16 protein-coding genes are annotated in these 16,159 nt (G+C 66.5%); 2 read left to right on the top strand and 14 right to left on the bottom strand.

Annotated elements, in window-relative coordinates:
• The first annotated feature begins 35 nt into the window (after positions 1–35).
• Together HMPREF2990_RS07130 and HMPREF2990_RS07125 are read left to right on the top strand one after the other, a co-directional pair.
• Positions 36–1,892 carry a chorismate-binding protein gene (locus HMPREF2990_RS07130; RefSeq protein WP_070763576.1) on the top strand — a complete coding sequence of 619 codons (1,857 nt, stop codon included), beginning with the start codon at positions 36–38 and terminating at the stop codon, positions 1,890–1,892.
• A complete protein-coding gene (locus HMPREF2990_RS07125) occupies positions 1,885–2,613 on the top strand; it encodes an aminotransferase class IV (RefSeq protein WP_070763574.1) in 729 nt (242 codons plus the stop codon). The genes HMPREF2990_RS07130 and HMPREF2990_RS07125 overlap by 8 nt, the downstream gene beginning before the upstream one ends.
• Positions 2,614–2,817: 204 nt before the next feature.
• Here the strand turns inward: HMPREF2990_RS07125 and HMPREF2990_RS07120 are convergent, their stop codons facing one another.
• From HMPREF2990_RS07120 to HMPREF2990_RS07060, 14 genes are all read right to left on the bottom strand, one after another.
• Positions 2,818–5,235: an excinuclease ABC subunit UvrA gene (locus HMPREF2990_RS07120; RefSeq protein WP_070763572.1), complete on the bottom strand. Its 2,418-nt coding sequence runs from the start codon at positions 5,233–5,235 to the stop codon at positions 2,818–2,820.
• A gap of 36 nt (positions 5,236–5,271) precedes the next feature.
• Positions 5,272–6,693 carry a pyruvate kinase gene (gene pyk / locus HMPREF2990_RS07115; RefSeq protein WP_070763570.1) on the bottom strand — a complete coding sequence of 474 codons (1,422 nt, stop codon included), beginning with the start codon at positions 6,691–6,693 and terminating at the stop codon, positions 5,272–5,274.
• A 138-nt stretch (positions 6,694–6,831) separates the two neighbouring features.
• The gene (gene lgt, locus HMPREF2990_RS07110; protein ID WP_070763568.1) at positions 6,832–7,731 is read right to left on the bottom strand and encodes a prolipoprotein diacylglyceryl transferase; all 900 of its coding nucleotides are present in this window, start codon (positions 7,729–7,731) and stop codon (positions 6,832–6,834) included.
• A gap of 54 nt (positions 7,732–7,785) precedes the next feature.
• Entirely contained in the window at positions 7,786–8,631 is an 846-nt protein-coding gene (locus HMPREF2990_RS07105) for an indole-3-glycerol phosphate synthase TrpC (RefSeq protein ID WP_070763566.1), read from the bottom strand.
• A gap of 76 nt (positions 8,632–8,707) precedes the next feature.
• Complete coding sequence (locus HMPREF2990_RS07100; RefSeq protein WP_070763564.1) at positions 8,708–9,397, bottom strand: TIGR02234 family membrane protein; 690 nt, start codon at positions 9,395–9,397, stop codon at positions 8,708–8,710.
• On the bottom strand, positions 9,398–9,763 hold the full coding sequence (gene hisI, locus HMPREF2990_RS07095; RefSeq protein WP_070763562.1) for a phosphoribosyl-AMP cyclohydrolase: 366 nt from the start codon (positions 9,761–9,763) through the stop codon (positions 9,398–9,400).
• Positions 9,763–10,536 carry an imidazole glycerol phosphate synthase subunit HisF gene (hisF, locus tag HMPREF2990_RS07090; RefSeq protein WP_070763560.1) on the bottom strand — a complete coding sequence of 258 codons (774 nt, stop codon included), beginning with the start codon at positions 10,534–10,536 and terminating at the stop codon, positions 9,763–9,765. The genes hisI and hisF overlap by 1 nt, the downstream gene beginning before the upstream one ends.
• A gap of 24 nt (positions 10,537–10,560) precedes the next feature.
• A complete protein-coding gene (locus tag HMPREF2990_RS07085; protein ID WP_070763558.1) occupies positions 10,561–11,391 on the bottom strand; it encodes an inositol monophosphatase family protein in 831 nt (276 codons plus the stop codon).
• 12 nt (positions 11,392–11,403) lie between these two features.
• The gene (gene priA, locus HMPREF2990_RS07080; RefSeq protein WP_070763945.1) at positions 11,404–12,159 is read right to left on the bottom strand and encodes a bifunctional 1-(5-phosphoribosyl)-5-((5-phosphoribosylamino)methylideneamino)imidazole-4-carboxamide isomerase/phosphoribosylanthranilate isomerase PriA; all 756 of its coding nucleotides are present in this window, start codon (positions 12,157–12,159) and stop codon (positions 11,404–11,406) included.
• Positions 12,160–12,246: 87 nt separating this feature from the next.
• The gene (gene hisH / locus HMPREF2990_RS07075) at positions 12,247–12,900 is read right to left on the bottom strand and encodes an imidazole glycerol phosphate synthase subunit HisH (protein ID WP_070763556.1); all 654 of its coding nucleotides are present in this window, start codon (positions 12,898–12,900) and stop codon (positions 12,247–12,249) included.
• An 11-nt stretch (positions 12,901–12,911) separates the two neighbouring features.
• The gene (locus HMPREF2990_RS07070; RefSeq protein WP_371575710.1) at positions 12,912–14,174 is read right to left on the bottom strand and encodes an MFS transporter; all 1,263 of its coding nucleotides are present in this window, start codon (positions 14,172–14,174) and stop codon (positions 12,912–12,914) included.
• Positions 14,175–14,232: 58 nt separating this feature from the next.
• On the bottom strand, positions 14,233–14,409 hold the full coding sequence (locus tag HMPREF2990_RS12960) for a hypothetical protein (protein ID WP_157727809.1): 177 nt from the start codon (positions 14,407–14,409) through the stop codon (positions 14,233–14,235).
• On the bottom strand, positions 14,410–15,042 hold the full coding sequence (hisB, locus tag HMPREF2990_RS07065) for an imidazoleglycerol-phosphate dehydratase HisB (RefSeq protein ID WP_070763552.1): 633 nt from the start codon (positions 15,040–15,042) through the stop codon (positions 14,410–14,412). It abuts the gene before it with no gap.
• The gene (locus tag HMPREF2990_RS07060; protein WP_070763943.1) at positions 15,023–16,159 is read right to left on the bottom strand and encodes a histidinol-phosphate transaminase; all 1,137 of its coding nucleotides are present in this window, start codon (positions 16,157–16,159) and stop codon (positions 15,023–15,025) included. Before HMPREF2990_RS07060 ends, hisB begins: the two co-directional genes overlap by 20 nt.

The following is a 16,159-nucleotide window of genomic DNA, read 5'->3' as shown; positions in this document are numbered from 1 at the left end:
AGCGGAGCCGCCCCGGCAGTACAATCAACGGCGCTATGATCTTGCTGCTGGATAACCGCGACTCCTACACCTTCAACCTGGCCCACCTCGTCGCCGAGGCCACCGGTCTCTCACCGCTCGTGGTGGCCTGCGACGACCCGGCAGCAGACGCACTCCCCGCACGCATCCGTGCCGGGGAGTTTTCCCATATTCTCATCTCCCCTGGCCCCGGCACGCCCGAGCGCGAGGAAGACTTCGGCACTTCCCGACGGGTGATCGAGGCCGCAGCCGACGCTGGCATTCCGCTGCTCGGCGTGTGCCTGGGACACCAGGGGCTCGCGATGCTCGCCGGTGCGGACGTGACCCGCGCGCCCGAGCCGCGCCATGGTTTCGTCTCCACGATCACCCACTCCGGCGAGGGTATCTTCGCCGGCATCCCGCAGGGCTTCGACGTGGTGCGCTACCACTCCCTGCATGTAGACGAGGCGGTCGCAGGGTTCACGGTGCACGCCCGCAGCGAGGACGGTGTGATCCAGGCGCTCAAGGTCGACGGCCTGGACCACTGGGGCGTACAATTCCACCCCGAATCCGTGCTCACTCAGCACGGCACGGAACTGATCCGCAACTTCATCGGCGGGTGGCGGCTCATCCACCGCGAAGTGCCCGGCGCGCTTGACTGCCAGCGCGTCTTCAACGCGTTTACACGCGAAGGCAACGACGCGTTCTTCCTCGACTCCGCTGACGCTCGCGGCCAGTTCTCCATCCTTGGCGATACCGCAGGCGAGCTGTCGCGCACGTTCCGGTACTCGCTCGGCGATGCCCCAGACATCCTCACCAGCCTCGAGGCGGAACTTTCCGCGCCGATTTACGACGCCCCCGACCTGCCCTTTACCGGCGGGCTGATCGGCTACCTCGGCTACGAGTGCGCGCAGCTGACCCTGCCACTCACGCTGCGGCACCGCTCGCCGTATCCGGACGCCTACTTCGTGCGCCCGCAGTCGTTTATCGTCTACGACCACGCAGCCGAAGTCGCCCACCTGTGCGCGCTGAACGGCGATGGCGCGAACGCACTCCTTGATCGTCTCGAACGGGCGCTTGCGGGTGCGGATGGTGGGCAGGGGGCGTCGATAAGCGATGGCACCTGGGCCAACCCGGACTACCTCGGGGCCATCGAAAACGCGCAAGACGAGCTGCGCGCGGGCGAAAGCTACGAGGTGTGCCTGACAGACACCTACACCGCCGAGGCTTCAGGAGATATCTACCCTGCGCTGCGCGAACACAACCCCGCGCCCTACGCCGCGCACCTTATCTTCGACGGTGTGGAGGTTGCCAGCGCCTCGCCCGAGCGCTTCCTCACCGTGCGCGGGCGCGACGTGGAGGCGAAACCGATCAAGGGCACCATCGCCGCCGACGAAGACCCGGCGCTGCTCACCCGAGACGCCAAAACCCGCGCCGAAAACCTCATGATCGTTGACCTGCTTCGCAACGACCTCTCCCGCGTCTGCGAACCGGACACCGTGCGCGTGCCGAGGCTCATGCAGGTGGAGTCGTACGCGACAGTGCACCAGCTCGTCTCCACCATCACTGGGCGGCTGCGCGAGGGACTCACCGCCGTCGACGCGGTGCGCGCGGCCTTCCCGCCGGGCTCGATGACGGGCGCGCCGAAACTGCGCACCTGCGAGATCATCGACCGGCTCGAGTGCGCCCCACGCGGGGTGTACTCCGGCGCGCTCGGCTACTTCGGCTTCGACGGCCAGGCCGACCTGTCAGTGGTCATCCGCACCGCGGTGCGCACGGGCAACACCGTGACCGTGGGCGCGGGCGGCGCGATCGTGCTCGATTCCGACGCGCACGCCGAGCTTGCCGAACGCAACCTCAAAGCCCAGTCCGTCCTGGGAGCATGGGATGCGTAGGTACGCCTGGCACGGCTCGTTCGTCGAGCGCGACTTCCCTGACGGCCCGCTCGAGGTCGTCGACTCCTGGCGGCACTCCTCCGGCCGCGCGCACGGCTTGGAGGCACACCTCGCCCGCTTTGTCCGCACCGCCGGCCCGCTGCCCGCAGGGTTCGTCGACGCCATGCTGCCACTGCTCGCGGAAGGCGAGCTGTTTCCCCGCATCGCGCTGTCTGCAGGCCTGTTGCTTCTCGACGTTCGCCCCGCCCCCGCACCTCGCGCCTGTACTGCCCTGACCTACGTGACGGCTGACGACCCGCGTACGAAACCCGAGGTCAAAGGCCCGGACTTCGCCGCGTTTCGTTCCTACCGCGACAGCTACCAGGTCGCCGGTACGGACGACACCGTGATCGTGGATGCGCAAGGCGCGATGCTCGAGACCACCACCGGCGCGCTGGTGATCTGGGACGGTATAACCCTGTGCGTCCCCGACGGGGTGTGGCTGCCGAGTATCACGCTGGGCCAGGTTGTTTCGCGGGCGCAGCAGCTGGGTCTGCGAGTAGAGCGCCGCCGGTTGTTTCCCGAACTCGCCAACGATCACCCCCTCTGGTTCCTCAACTCCCTGCACGGCATCAGCCCGGTCAGCGAGCTCTGGGACGGCGAGCGCGTGCTCACTCCCCCGCCGCACCCGGACGTCGACGCGTGGCGCGCCTGGTGGTGGGACGGGTTCCAGCCGGTGTAGCGGTACCGCTGGGTGCTGTCCAAACGCGGCTTCCAAACGGAGCTAGCTCCTTTTAGACCAACCCCGCCCGCAAAACCCCAGGTCGCGGAAAACCGCACACCCCAAACGGAGCTAGCTCCATTTAGACCAACCCCGCCTGCAAAACCCCAGGTCACGAAAAACCGCACACCTCAAACGGAGCTAGCTCCATTTAGACCAACGCATCTAGACCCGCGCTGCGCGCTCGGCGAGCACCCGCCCCGTCGGCGTGTCGCACGCAGCCAGCTCAGCTGGAGTACCTGAAGCAACCACTTCGCCACCCTCAGCACCCGCGCCCGGGCCCATCTCGATGATCCGGTCCGCCTGCGCGAGCACCGAGGTGTCGTGTTCGACCACGATGACGGTCTGACCCGCGTCGACCAGGCTGTTGAGCTCGGTGACCAGCAGTGCAACGTCGGCGGGGTGCAGGCCGGTGGTCGGCTCGTCGAGCAGGTAGACGATGTGGCCGCGGCGCGAGTTGCGGGAGCGCTGCAGCTCGGTGGCCAGCTTGATGCGCTGCGCCTCGCCTCCGGAGAGTTCCGGCGCGCCCTGGCCGAGCCGCAGGTACCCGAGCCCCACCGCCTGCAGGGTCTCCACCGCGCGCAGGATCTTCGGCTCCTCGGCGAACACATCCGCGGCCTCGTCGACGGTGAGGTCCAGTACCTCAGCGACGGTGCGACCCTCCCAGGTCACCTCGAGGGTCTCGTCGTTGTAGCGCGCGCCGCCGCAGTCCGGGCAGGTGGTGTAGGAGCCGGGTAGGAACACCAGCTCGACCTCGATCTTGCCCGCACCGCCGCAGGTCGGGCACTGGCCTTGCTTCACGTTGTAGGAAAAGCGCGAGACGGTCCACTTGCGCCGCTTCGCTTCGGAAGTGCCGGCGAAGAGTTTGCGCACGCCGTCGAACAGCCCGGTGTACGTGGCAAGCGTCGAGCGCGGCGTGCGGCCGATCGGCTTCTGGGTGATCTGCACGACCCTGCGCACCGCGTCGAAGCCTGCATGCTTCTCGACGCTCCACTCCCCCGCCTCTTCGCCGTCGTCCTCGTCGACCACGGTTGCGGCGGCGTCGCGAAGCAAACCTGCAAGCACGGTGCTGACCAAGGTGGACTTGCCTGAGCCGGACACACCCGCCACGGCAGTGAACTGGCCGAGTCCAAAAGAGACGTCCAACCCGTCGATGGACCGCGCCTGCACGCCGGACAGCTCAAGCGAACCGGCAGCATCGCGGGGCTCACTGTTCAAGCGCAGCGTCCGCTTGGCCAGCGCGCGGGCGGTCGGCGCATCGCCTGTGTACTCGCTGGTGGGACCGGAGTAGATGATGTTGCCGCCGCCCTCGCCGGCAAGCGGGCCGACATCGACGAGCCAGTCGGTTTGTGCAACCAGCTCCATGTCGTGCTCGACCAGGAGGACGGAGTTGCCGGCCTCGATCAAGCGACGGCAGATATCCAGCACAGCGCCGCGTTCGGCTGGGTGCAAGCCCGCGGAGGGCTCGTCGAGGACGTAAGTGACGCCGAAAAGCCCCGAGCGCAGCTGCGAGGAAAGGCGGATGCGTTGCAGCTCGCCTGCGGACAGAGTCGGGGCAGGACGGTCCAAGCTCAGGTGCGCAAGGCCGAGATCGAGCGCGGAGCGCAGCGCGGGCAGGATCTGCTTCAGCAGTAGGTCCTCGGCGGATCCTGCGGCCGGGTCTTGCGCGGCCAGCACCTCGTAGACGCGGTCGAGGGGAAGCGCGCCGAGGGCGTCGATAGGCATGCCCGCGTAGGTGACCTCGAGTGCCTTCGGGTTCAGACGCCGGCCGTGGCAGGTCTCGCACTGGCGGGAGACCATGTAGCTGAGCACGCGCTTGCGCAGGGTATCCGACTGGGTCTCGGCGAGCGTGTTGGTCAGATACGAGGCTACCGAGCGCCACGTGCCCTTGTAATTGCGCTGGATCTGATCCTCTCCGCGCAAAGGTTTGACAGTGACAACTGGGCGCTCTTCAGTAAACAGGATCCACTCGCGATCGGCGGCGGGCAGGTCCCGCCAGGGCGAGTCCAGATCAAAGCCCAGGGTGGCCAGGATGTCGTGGAAGTTCTTGCCCGCCCACGCGCCGGGCCAGGCGGCGATGGCACCGTCCTCGATGGAAAGCGAAGGATCCGGCACCATGGAGGCCTCGGTCGGCTCATGGACCACGCCGGTGCCCTGACAGGTTGGGCACATGCCCTCGGGCGTGTTCGGGGAAAAGGAATCGGAGTACAGGCCTTCCGGGTTCTCCCCGCAGCGCGAGTACAACAGCCGGATGCTGTTGGAGAGCGCCGAGACGGTCCCGACCGTAGAACGCGCCCCACCGCCCGAGGTGGACTGCTCCAGCGCAACCGTCGGCGGCAAGCCGTCGACGGAGCCGACCTGCGGATCCACCGCCGAGCCAATCAGCCGACGGGCAAAGGGCGCGACCGACTCCAGGTAGCGGCGCTGGCCCTCGCCGTGGATGGTGCCAAAAGCGAGCGAGGACTTGCCCGATCCGGACACACCCGTGACCGCGACAAGCGTGCCGCGCGGGATATCCACATCCACGTTGCGCAGGTTGTGCAGGTGGGCGTCGCGTACACGGATGTCTCGGTTGTCATGCATACGCCCCACCCTACGCGCGAGGTGGGGCGCCGCCTCCTAGTGGCTGGTGGGGTCCTCGCCCAGCTCGTGGACGCGGATGGTGTTCGTGGTGCCCGGAATCCCCGGCGGGGTGCCGGCGACCACCACGATGGTGTCGCCTTCGTTGTAGTCATCCAGTGCGAGCAGCGACTCGTCCACCACTGCGATCATGTCGTCGGTGGTGTGCGTGCGGCGGCACAGGAAGGTGTCGGTACCCCAAGTCACTGCGAGCTGCGAGCGCACCTGCTGGTTCGGGGTAAAGGCGAGCAGCGGCAGGTCCGGGCGCAAGCGTGCGACGCGGCGAGCCGTGTCGCCGGAGGTGGTGAACGTGATGATCGCCTTGGCGTGCAGGTTGGTCGCGATGTCCTTGGCGGCGTACGCCACTACGCCGCGCTTGGTGCGGGGCACGTGCTGCAGCTTCGGTTCGATGCCGGAGTCCTCGGCGGAGCGGACGATGCGGCTCATGGTGCGCACCACGTTGTGCGGGTCCACGCCCACGGAGGTCTCGCCGGAGAGCATGACGGCATCCGCGCCGTCGATGACAGCGTTGGCCACGTCGGAGGCCTCCGCGCGGGTGGGGCGCGAGTTCTCAATCATGGAGTCGAGCATCTGCGTCGCCACGATCACCGGCTTCGCGTTCTCGCGGGCGATCTGGATGACGCGCTTCTGCACCGCGGGGACCTCCTCGAGCGGGATCTCCACGCCCAGGTCGCCACGAGCCACCATCACCGCGTCGAAGGCGAGGATGATCGACTCGATCGCGTCGACCGCCTCAGGCTTCTCCAGCTTGGCGATCACCGGAACGCGACGGCCAACCTCGTCCATGATCTCGTGGACCAGATCCACGTCGGCCGGCGAGCGCACAAACGACAAGGCAATCAGATCCACGCCCATGCGCAGGGCAAAGCGCAGATCGTCCTTGTCCTTCTCGCTCAGTGCCGGGACCGAAATGTTCATCCCGGGCAGGGAGACGCCCTTGTTGTTGGAGACCGGGCCGCCCTCGGTCACGCGGCAGACCACATCGTTGCCGTCAACCTCGACGCAGACGAGGCCGACCTTGCCATCGTCGACAAGCAGGCGATCGCCCGGGGAAGCATCACGCGCCAGGCCCTTGTACGTGGTGGAGACACGGTCGTGCGTGCCCTCGACATCGTCGGTGGTGATGCGGACGATCTCGCCGTCTTTCCACTCAGTCGCGCCTTCTTTGAAGCGGCCCAGGCGGATCTTCGGGCCCTGCAGGTCCGCGAGCACGCCCACGGCTTGCCCCGTCTCGTCGGTGGCCTCGCGCACCCAGTCGTAGTTTTGCTGGTGGTCGGCGTGGTCGCCGTGCGAGAAGTTCAGGCGCGCGACGTTCATCCCGTCGCGCACGAGGCCCACGATGGCTTCCTTGCTCGCCACAGCTGGGCCGAGCGTACACACGATCTTTGTTCTTCTATCCATGTTTATGCACCTACTTGGATGTAGCGAACGTACTGGGCCGAAATCAGACGTGTGTGTTGTTTCGTCCCTGTCTTGCAAGAGACCAGGCTACTCCCTTTCACACAATCATGCCCGATCGGACATAATCAGGCATTGTTCTCACCCGTCGTTCGCACTGCGCTCGCCCGCCTGCGCTTGCCGACGCGGGTCGACCTCCTCCGGCGTCTCTCTCCCCTTCACACTGAAAAAGAAGAGCACGATAGCGATGAGGAAGACCAGCGCCGAAACCCAAGAGTTGACCCGCTGCCCGAGAATGAGCGTGGCCTCGTCGGTGCGCATCAGCTCGATGAAGAAGCGCCCGAAGGTATAGCCGGCCACGTACAGCCAGAACACGCGGCCATGGCCCAGCCTAAAGTAGCGATCCGCCCAGATCAGCAGGCAGAAGACGGCCACGTTCCATATCAGCTCGTACAGGAAGGTCGGGTGCACGCTGGCGAGCACTTCCCCGGTCGAGCGGCCGGTCAGCGGCGCGAAGTTGCCGGCCTCGTCGACGCGGTAGTAGATGTCCAGCGCCCATGGCACATCCGTTTCCGCACCGTAGAGCTCCTGGTTAAACCAGTTGCCCAGTCGCCCAATACCCTGGGCGAGTACGACTCCGGGCGCGAGCGCGTCGGCAAGCGGGGCAAACGGCACGTTGCGGTAGCGCATCAGCGCCCACACCGCGAGCGTGCCGAGCGCGACCGCACCCCAGATCCCGAGGCCCCCGGCGGTGATATTGAAGGCCTGCCAGGGGTTTTTGCCCTCGCCGAAGTACTTATCGTAATCCGTGATCACGTGGTAGAGGCGGCCGCCGATGATGCCCGCGGGGATCGCCACAATCGCCGCGTCCCACACCACATCCGCGTCCCCGCCGCGCGCCGTGTAGCGACGCACGCCGATCCACAGCGCAACGAGAATGCCCGTGATGATGCACAGCGCGTAGGCGCGAATGGGAATCGGGCCCAAATGCCACACGCCCTGCGGCGGGGAGGGAATATTTGCCAGAATATAGGTTTCCACGACACACAGTGTGCCTGAGGCTGCCTGGAATTTCGAACAGCGCCCCGCAAGCAATTAGCGACGCGACGGGCACGCCGGGTGCTGCCCCGCCGCCGCCAAGGCGCGGGTGGCCTGGCAGATGTCGCCGCCGCTCATGATCGCCTCGGCCGCCAGCACCGCATCCGCACCGCAGGCCGCGGCGTTGATGAGGTCGCGCGCGGTGGTCACCCCGCCGAGGCTGATCTTGACGACCTCGCTCGGCAGCCCCGGGGCGATCTCCGCGAAAGCCGCGGGGTTGCGCGAGTTGGTCTCAAAGGTCCACGAGTTCACCGCGACCACGCTCGCGCCCGCGGCGAGCGCGCGGTCCGCGTCCTGCGGTGTGCGCACCTCAGCCATCACCACCATGCCGAGCGACTCCGCCCGGTCAATCAGCGACGCCAGGCGCGCCTGGTCCAAGATGCCCACCTGCAGCGGCAGCACATCGGCACCGTAGCAGCGGGCCTCGTGGATCTGGTAGGGGTCGACAATCACGTCGCGGCACACCATCGGCAGTTCGACGGCGGCGCGGGCGGCGGCCATATCGGTCAACGAGCCGTCGAAGCGCAGGCGCTCCGTCTGGCAAGCGATCAGGTGCGCCCCGCCCTCTTCGATGGCGTGGGCGACCTCTTCGATCGAGCGGTACTTCGCCGCAGTCGGCCCGTAGACGGGCGAATTGCGCTTGATTTCCGCGACCACGCCGCACCCCGGGCGCAGCAGGGCGGCGCGCGCATCCCTCGTGGGGGCCATGTCGCGCGAGCGCGCCTTGATCTCCTGGAAAGGCACGTCGGCTTCACGGCGTGCCACGTCGCGCAGCACGCTCGTCACGATCGCATCGGCGACCTCCGCGATGCCTGCGGTGTCGGCAGTGTGAGGAACCACCATGACTACCTCCAGGAGTATTGACTCTTGTCAACAGAATAGACAACGCACACAGGCGCGCGAAATCCTCCCCTGCTTCTTAAGGGGACTTCCCGTCACGCGCGGGGTCTTCCGTCGGATCAATGTCTGCATCAAGTGCGTCCCACAGCACACGGCCTGAGTCCGGCTGGGATTCCAAGTCATCCCGGATCTTCTCGCGCCGTACCGTCTCCTGCTCGTACTTGTTCAGCTTCGCCGAGTCCTGCCCGGGACGCAGTGCGAGCGCCAGCCCGCCGAGCAGGGCGCACACGCAGCCGGCGAGCGCACCGGCCGGGCCGGTGGGCGCCACCGTGGTCGCGGTGATCTCCGCCCAATCCGCGATCGTGGCCGTGTCTGTGCCCTGGGCTGCCTGGGCAGCGTCGCTGCCAACGGTGAGCAGCGCGTGCACTCGCTCGTGCGAGATCGGACCCGCCAGCACCGCAGCCGGGGCGATCGCCGCACCGACGCCCGCCAGCGCGCCAACCACGCCGATGAGGCGTCGGCCGGTGCGCCGCAGCGCGAGCCCCGCGATCATGCCGACGACGAGCAAGAGTGCCAGCGCCGTCGTCTCCGTCGACCAGTCCGCCCCGGTGATTTCGGCCGTGCCGCTGCCGGCGAGGCTGTCGTCGTACGCTGCCTCGATCCACGGCATGCGGGCAAACAGCCACAGCGCGGCACCCCCGATGCCCAGTGCGGCCGCGCCCGGCCTCGACCATCCCTTGTCCACGGTCTTGGTGTCCACCTCGCTCATCTACAGCAACCTTTCCGCGTCAAAGCAGGTGCGATCCCCAGTGTGGCAGGCGCCGCCCTCCTGGTCGACGACGAGCAGGATCGTGTCCCCGTCGCAATCCAGGCGCACCTCGTGCACGTACTGGGTGTGCCCGCTGGTCAGCCCCTTGATCCAGTACTCTTTGCGCGAGCGCGAGTAGTAGGTGCCACGCCGGGTGGCCAGCGTATAGGCCAGCGCGTGGTCATCCATCCAGGCGAGCATGAGTACCTCGCCGCTTCCCGCGGCCTGCACCACGGCTGGCACAAGCCCTGTGCTGTTGCGCTTCAGTTTCGCGGCGATGCCGGGGTCAAGCTCATACGACTCGGGGGTATCCGGGGCGGACGACACTAGCGCACCTCCTGCCCGGCAGCCCTGAGCGCTTCCTTCACCTCGGCGATCGAGACCTCGCCGAAGTGGAAGATGGAGGCCGCGAGCACCGCATCCGCGCCGGCCTCGACGGCGGGCGGGAAATGCTCCGCCTTACCAGCCCCGCCCGAGGCGATCACCGGGATGGACACCGCCTCGCGAACGAGTGCCAAAAGCTCCAAGTCGAAGCCCTCCTTGGTGCCGTCGCCGTCCATGGAGTTAAGCAGGATCTCGCCGACGCCGAGGTCCTGGCCGGTGCGGGCCCACTCGATGGCGTCGATACCCGCGGACTTGGTGCCGCCGTGCGTGGTGACCTCGAACCCGGAGGGTTGCGGCACCCCGCCTTCGGGGACGCGGCGCGCGTCGACAGACAGCACGATGCACTGCGCGCCGAACTCCTCGCTGAGCTCGCGCAACAGGTTCGGGTTGGCGATGGCGGCGGTATTCACGCTGACCTTGTCCGCCCCTGCCCGCAGCAGCTCGCGCACGTCTTCAGCCGAGCGTACCCCGCCGCCGACGGTCAGCGGAATGAAAACCTGCTCGGCGGTGCGGCGCACCACCTCAACCATGGTGCCGCGGCCCTCCTTGGAGGCGGACACGTCCAAGAAGGTCAGCTCATCGGCGCCCTCGGCACCGTAGCGCTTGGCTAGCTCAACCGGGTCGCCCGCGTCCTTCAAGTCGGCGAACTTCACCCCCTTGACCACGCGGCCATTATCCACGTCCAAACACGGAATCACACGGATGGCAACAGACATCGTCTACAGCACTCTTTCTACAACTTAATTGGGGCCAGGGGTGGGCGTGTCACGCACGCTACTCATGCTACCCAGCACCATTTCGTGCGCCGCAGCGCTCCCTACTACCACGCCCACCGAATCCGGCGACCACGCGCTCCCATCCGGCGCGCTCACAGACGCGCCTGCGCTGCGCGCGAGGCACACACCGGCCGCGTTGTCCCAAATGTAGGGCGAAAAGCTCACGGCGGCCTGGTAAACGCCCTGTGCGACAAAAGCCAAGTCGACGCCGACCGAGCCTGAGATACGCGGGCGCAGGTCCGCCTCCGCAAGCGCGCCGAGGAGTCCCAAACGCATGCTCGCGGGAAAAGCCTGCCGGTCGTCCGAGCCCACGGAGCCGACACCAACCTGCCAGGCCGCCGCCGTGGTGTGGTCCACCGGCGGTAGCGGTTCGTGGTTGAGCAGCACCGGCGACCCCGCGTGGCAGGACAGCTGGGTGCGAAAAAGCGGGATGTCGGTGACCGCGACGACGGGCTCACCTCTCAACAACAGGGAGACAAGGATGGCGCAGTTGGGGTTGCCAGATGAGTAGTTCGACGTACCGTCGATCGGGTCGACCACCCAGCACGCCTCGCTATTGAGCGTCCCGCCCTGCTCCTCCCCGAAAACTGGGATGCCGGTGGCCGCCTCGAGCCGACGGCGCAGCAGCTTCTCGATGGCCAGGTCGGCCTCAGTGGCAAAATCTCCTTTGCCCTTGTACAGGGCTGGGGCGGCACCCAGGTGCGCGAGGAAGAGCTCCCGCGCCTCGGCGACAACCTCGTGCGCAACCCCCAGGTATTCCTCAAGCTGGTGCGCTGTGTTCGGCTCTGCGGGCACGTGTCTTACGCCTTACTCGTCCGCCGCCGGGGTGGCACCGGCGGCTGCATTGAGCGCCTCGTCGAGCGTGAACTTGTGCTCGTAGAGCGCCTTGCCAATAATCGCCGAGTCGATCCCCTCGTGTGCGAAACTTGCCAACTCCACCACGTTGTCCAGGGTGGCAATGCCGCCGGAGGCCGTGACATATGCGTCGCAGGCAGCGGAGACCTCGCGCAGTAGGTCGGTGTTGGGGCCGGTGAGCATGCCGTCCTTGCTCACGTCGGTGACCACGAAGCGGGAGCACCCGGCGGAGTCGAACAGTTCGAGTACCTCCCACAGGTCGCCGCCGTCCGAGGTCCACCCGTTGCCCTTCGTGCGCCACTGGCCGTCCTCTTCACGCACAGCCAGGTCGATGGCCACCTTGTCGCCGTAGAGAGAAATCACGTCGACCATCCACTCCGGGTGCTGCAGCGCTGCGGTGCCGATATTCACCCGCCGCGCGCCGGTGGCCAGGGCGCGCTCAAGCGAAGCATCGTCCCGAATGCCGCCGGTCAGCTCCACGCTGATGTCGAGCTTTTTGACCACGTCCGCCATCATCTCGTGGTTGGAGCCACGGCCGAATGCGGCGTCCAGGTCCACGAAGTGCAGCCAGGTCGCACCCTGCTCCTGCCAGCGCAGCGCGGCCTCAAGCGGGTCACCATAGCTCTTTTCGGTGCCGGCCTCGCCCTGATCGAGGCGAACGGCCTGGCCATTGACTACATCCACGGCGGGCAACAGAGTGAAATCCATGAAGCACATGGTAGCAGCGTGACCACACGCACCGTGCAGTGTTGCCGCACCCGCTCAGCGCTGAATCGGAACCGATTCAGCGACGGATTACCTCAGCGTACCCACCCAGTTTTCCAACAGGTGCAGGCCTGCATCCCCGGACTTTTCCGGGTGGAACTGGGTCGCGCACAGCGGGCCGTTTTCCACCGCCGCCAAAAAGCGGCTTGCGCCGTGGGTTGCCCAGCTCAGCTTGGGGTAGGCGATGAACTCGTCGGCGACAAGCGGGAACTCGCGCACCCCGTAGGAGTGGACGAAGTAGAAGCGGGTATCCGAGTCTAAGCCTGCAAACAGCTCACTGTCCTTGGCCATCTCGACGGTATTCCAGCCCATGTGCGGCAGCACCGGGGCGTCAAGTTTTTCCACCACGCCCGGCCACTCGCCGAAACCTGCGGTATCTACCCCGTGTTCGACACCGCGCTCGAACATCACCTGCAGACCCACGCAGATGCCCAGCACCGGGCGCGAGCCCGCGAGCCGCTGGCCGATCACGCGGCCGCCGTCAACGCGGTTAAGCCCCCGCATGCACGCATCAAAGGCGCCGACGCCGGGCACGACCAGGCCCGCGGCCTCGGTGGCCACGTACGGGTCCGTGGTCACTGTGACCTCGGCACCGACGTGTTCGAGGGCGCGCTGGGCGGAGCGGATGTTTCCCGCGCCGTAATCTAAAAGGGCAACCTGCGTTAAGGGGCGAGCGACGTTCATGGTGGAGTATTCTACTGTCCGCCTGAGCGCTTTTTGCCGCCGCGGTTGTAACGCCGCGGTGCCTGGACGGATTGCAAGCGCGCGGCCAGGTTGTTTACCTCCACCACGCGGTGGCGTCCAAGCTGCCGGTCGAGCAGCGTGACTACCAGCCCCAGCACGATCACGCCCGAGGCGATACCGAACATCGGCGCAAACGCCACCGTGGTGAGCAACATGCCGTAGAAGGTCGAGCCCATGCCCGTGCCTCCGTCGTAAGCAATGTTCCAAATGGCGGCGGCCTCCGAAGTCTTCGAGCGCGGCAGTCGGTAGAACATCATGGTCAGCGCCTCGTTCTGCACCGCGCCGAAACCTGTGCCGTAGAGCAGCGCGGCGAGCGCCATCCACCACACCGGCAGGTCTAAAAATAGGATGCCCGCCATGACGAAGACGCCGAGTGCGGAGATGATCTGGAAGCGGATCATCACCGTGCCCGGCTGGCCTACCTTGTCCATCACCCGGCCCGCGTAGTAGCGCGACAGCATGGAGGCAAAGTTCATCAGACCCAGCATCAACCCGCCGAGTGTGGCACCGGTCGCTGCGTCGAGCTCGCGCATCGACGCCGGCAGGAAGTTCGTAATCGCGCCGTAGGCGGTGGTGACAAACATGAGTGCCAGGGCGGGCACGAGCACGAGCCGCCACATGGGGACGTGGATGTGGTCGGTCTCGGAGGACTTCTCGGTCGGTGGCGGGATCGGTGGGATGCCTTGGCAGGCCACCAGGGCAAGCAGACCAATACCGCCCGCGATGAGGTAAACGGCGTCGTAGCCGATCCGCTGTACCAGCGCCATGCCCGCTGGTAACGCAATCATCTGCGCCAAACCAATCATGATACCGACCAGCCCGGTGGCGCGGCCCAGCAGCCGAATCGGCACGAGCTCTGCCACGATCGCCGCCTCCGCCACGGTCAGCGCGCCGAAGCCCACGCCACGGATCGCGGACACGGTCAGTACCGCCGGAGCGCTCATACCCAGCAGATAGCCCACGGCGGGAAAGCCGAGGAGGAAGGCAGAGACTGACAGGACCGTGGTATATCCCACCTTGCGCAAAAGCATGGGCGTGAAGATCTGGGTGACCACGGTAAAGAGCATGAACACACCAGTGGTCAGCCCTGCGAGGGTTTCGGACCCACCCGCGTCAAGTACCGCGGTCGGCACCACCGGCAAAAGGAGGGCCCATGCGCCGAAGGCGCAGATCATCGCCAAGAAGACGGGCTTAAGTCCGCGCGCCCGCCACACGCTTGTCAATGAGTTAACTTCCTCCGCAGTCACAGGACGACGGGAAAAAAGGGACACCTTACACCACCTTTGCCATGTTGAACAGGGCGAATGCGAAAGCAATGACGGCGCACAGCGCCAGGATCACGGTGACGGCCTTCGAGCCGTTCTGGTAGGCCGACCACACCCCGCCGACGAGCATGCCGGCGAGCAGGAAGAGGATGACCACCCACATGCCGGCGGCGACGTTAAACATCTACAGCGCCCCCTTCGTGGACGGCACCCCCGTGATCTTCGGGTCGCGCTCCACGGCCTGGCGCAGGCTGCGGGCAACGGCCTTGTATTCCGCCTCGGTGATGTGGTGCGGGTCGCGCCCGTAGCGCACGTTGACGTGGAGAGTCATGCGCGCGTTGTACGCCAGCGTCTCGAAGAAGTGGCGGTTGATCACCGTGGCGTAGTGGCCGCCGATGACCTGCCAGTCCATGTGCTCGGGCTCGCCGTGCATGACAAAGTAGGGGCGGCCGGACAGGTCCACCACGCCCTCGACGAGGGTCTCGTCCATGGGCAGCAGCATGGAGCCGAAACGGCGGATGCCGCGCTTGTCCCCCACGGCGTCGATAAGCGCCCAGCCCAGGGTAATGGCAGTGTCCTCTACCGTGTGGTGGGCGTCGATATGGGTATCGCCTGTGGCCTGGACCTTCAGGTCGAACGCGCCGTGGGTGCCGAAGGCGGTGAGCATGTGATCAAAAAAGGGCAGGCCCGTATCCACCTCGACGTTGCCGGTGCCGTCCAGGTTGATCTCGACAGTGATGTCGGACTCGCTGGTGGTGCGAGTCGCCGTGCCGATGCGCGGCTTTTCCTGTGCGTCCTTACGCGAGTTTTTCAGCATTGCGTACCTCCTTCGCTGCCTTAAGGAATGCGTCGTTTTCGTGCGGCAGGCCGATCGTGGTGCGCAGGTGGCCTGCCACCCCGACGTCGCGGATGAGCACCCCGCGGTCCAAGAATGCCTGCCACGCCTCGTGCGTTTTTTCGGTGGTCGAGCCGAAAGGCCCGAAGAACACGAAGTTCGACTCGCTCGGCACGACATCGTAGCCCATCGCCTCGAGTCCCGCTTGGACGCGCTTGCGCTCCTGCGCGAGTGTGTCCACGCTGGCCAGCGTCTCGTCGGCAAAGCGCAGCGCCACGCGTGCGGCAGCCTGCGAGAGCACCGAGAGGTGGTACGGCAGGCGCACGAGCATCACGGCCTCGATGAACGCAGGAGCGGCGACGAAGTAGCCCAGGCGCCCGCCCGCGAAGTCGAAAGCCTTAGACATGGTGCGCGACACCACCAGCTTGTCCGGGTACTTCTCCAGCAGGGTGGTCGCGGAAGCGCTCGGCGAGAACTCTGCGTAAGCCTCGTCCACGATCACGATGCCCGGCGCGGCCTTCACCAGCCGCTCGATGTCGTCCAGACTGGTCACATCACCCGTCGGGTTGTTCGGGGTGGTGATAAATATTACGTCCGGCGCATGCTTTTCGACGCCCGCCAGCGCCGCCGCCATATCAATCCGGAAATCCTCCCCACGCGGGATCGGAATGAACTCCGTCTGCGTGCCTGCAGAAAGGATCGGGTGCATGGAGTAGCTGGGCACAAACCCCATGGCGCTGCGGCCCGGGCCGCCGAAGGCCTGCAGCAGCTGCTGCAAGACTTCGTTGGAGCCGTTGGCCGCCCACACGTTGTCGCGGGTGACGTGTACCCCGGTCTGTCGGGAGACGTAGGCTGCGAGGTCCTCGCGCAGCGCAACCGCGTCGCGCTCCGGGTAGCGGTTGAGCCCCTTGGAGACGCGGGCGACTTCGTCTACGAGGGCGTCGATAAGCTGCTGCGAGGGCGCGTACGGGTTCTCGTTCGTGTTCAGCGCGACCGGCACCTCGAGCTGCGGGGCACCGTAGGCGGATTTGCCGCGCAGCTCCTCACGCAGCGGCAGCGCGCCGAGTGCAGTGTCGGCGGCGAGGGTGTTGTCCTTCAA

This window comes from Corynebacterium sp. HMSC071B10, from assembly GCF_001814825.1.
GTDB lineage: Bacteria > Actinomycetota > Actinomycetes > Mycobacteriales > Mycobacteriaceae > Corynebacterium.
The sequence above is the reverse complement of the archived record's forward strand: the minus strand, read 5'-3'. Positions and strand labels throughout refer to the sequence as shown.

Excerpts from the sequence above, each read along its gene's own strand:
- hisB (WP_070763552.1), bottom strand. The coding sequence starts at position 15,042 with ATGCTGAAAAACTCGCGTAAGGACGCACAGGAAAAGCCGCGCATCGGC.
- hisH (WP_070763556.1), bottom strand. The coding sequence starts at position 12,900 with ATGAACGTCGCTCGCCCCTTAACGCAGGTTGCCCTTTTAGATTACGGC.
- HMPREF2990_RS07105 (WP_070763566.1), bottom strand. The coding sequence starts at position 8,631 with ATGGTGGTTCCTCACACTGCCGACACCGCAGGCATCGCGGAGGTCGCC.
- HMPREF2990_RS07100 (WP_070763564.1), bottom strand. The coding sequence starts at position 9,397 with ATGAGCGAGGTGGACACCAAGACCGTGGACAAGGGATGGTCGAGGCCG.
- HMPREF2990_RS07120 (WP_070763572.1), bottom strand. The coding sequence starts at position 5,235 with ATGCATGACAACCGAGACATCCGTGTACGCGACGCCCACCTGCACAAC.
- HMPREF2990_RS12960 (WP_157727809.1), bottom strand. The coding sequence starts at position 14,409 with ATGTTTAACGTCGCCGCCGGCATGTGGGTGGTCATCCTCTTCCTGCTC.
- priA (WP_070763945.1), bottom strand. The coding sequence starts at position 12,159 with ATGGATTTCACTCTGTTGCCCGCCGTGGATGTAGTCAATGGCCAGGCC.
- HMPREF2990_RS07130 (WP_070763576.1), top strand. The coding sequence starts at position 36 with ATGATCTTGCTGCTGGATAACCGCGACTCCTACACCTTCAACCTGGCC.
- pyk (WP_070763570.1), bottom strand. The coding sequence starts at position 6,693 with ATGGATAGAAGAACAAAGATCGTGTGTACGCTCGGCCCAGCTGTGGCG.
- HMPREF2990_RS07125 (WP_070763574.1), top strand. The coding sequence starts at position 1,885 with ATGCGTAGGTACGCCTGGCACGGCTCGTTCGTCGAGCGCGACTTCCCT.
- hisF (WP_070763560.1), bottom strand. The coding sequence starts at position 10,536 with ATGTCTGTTGCCATCCGTGTGATTCCGTGTTTGGACGTGGATAATGGC.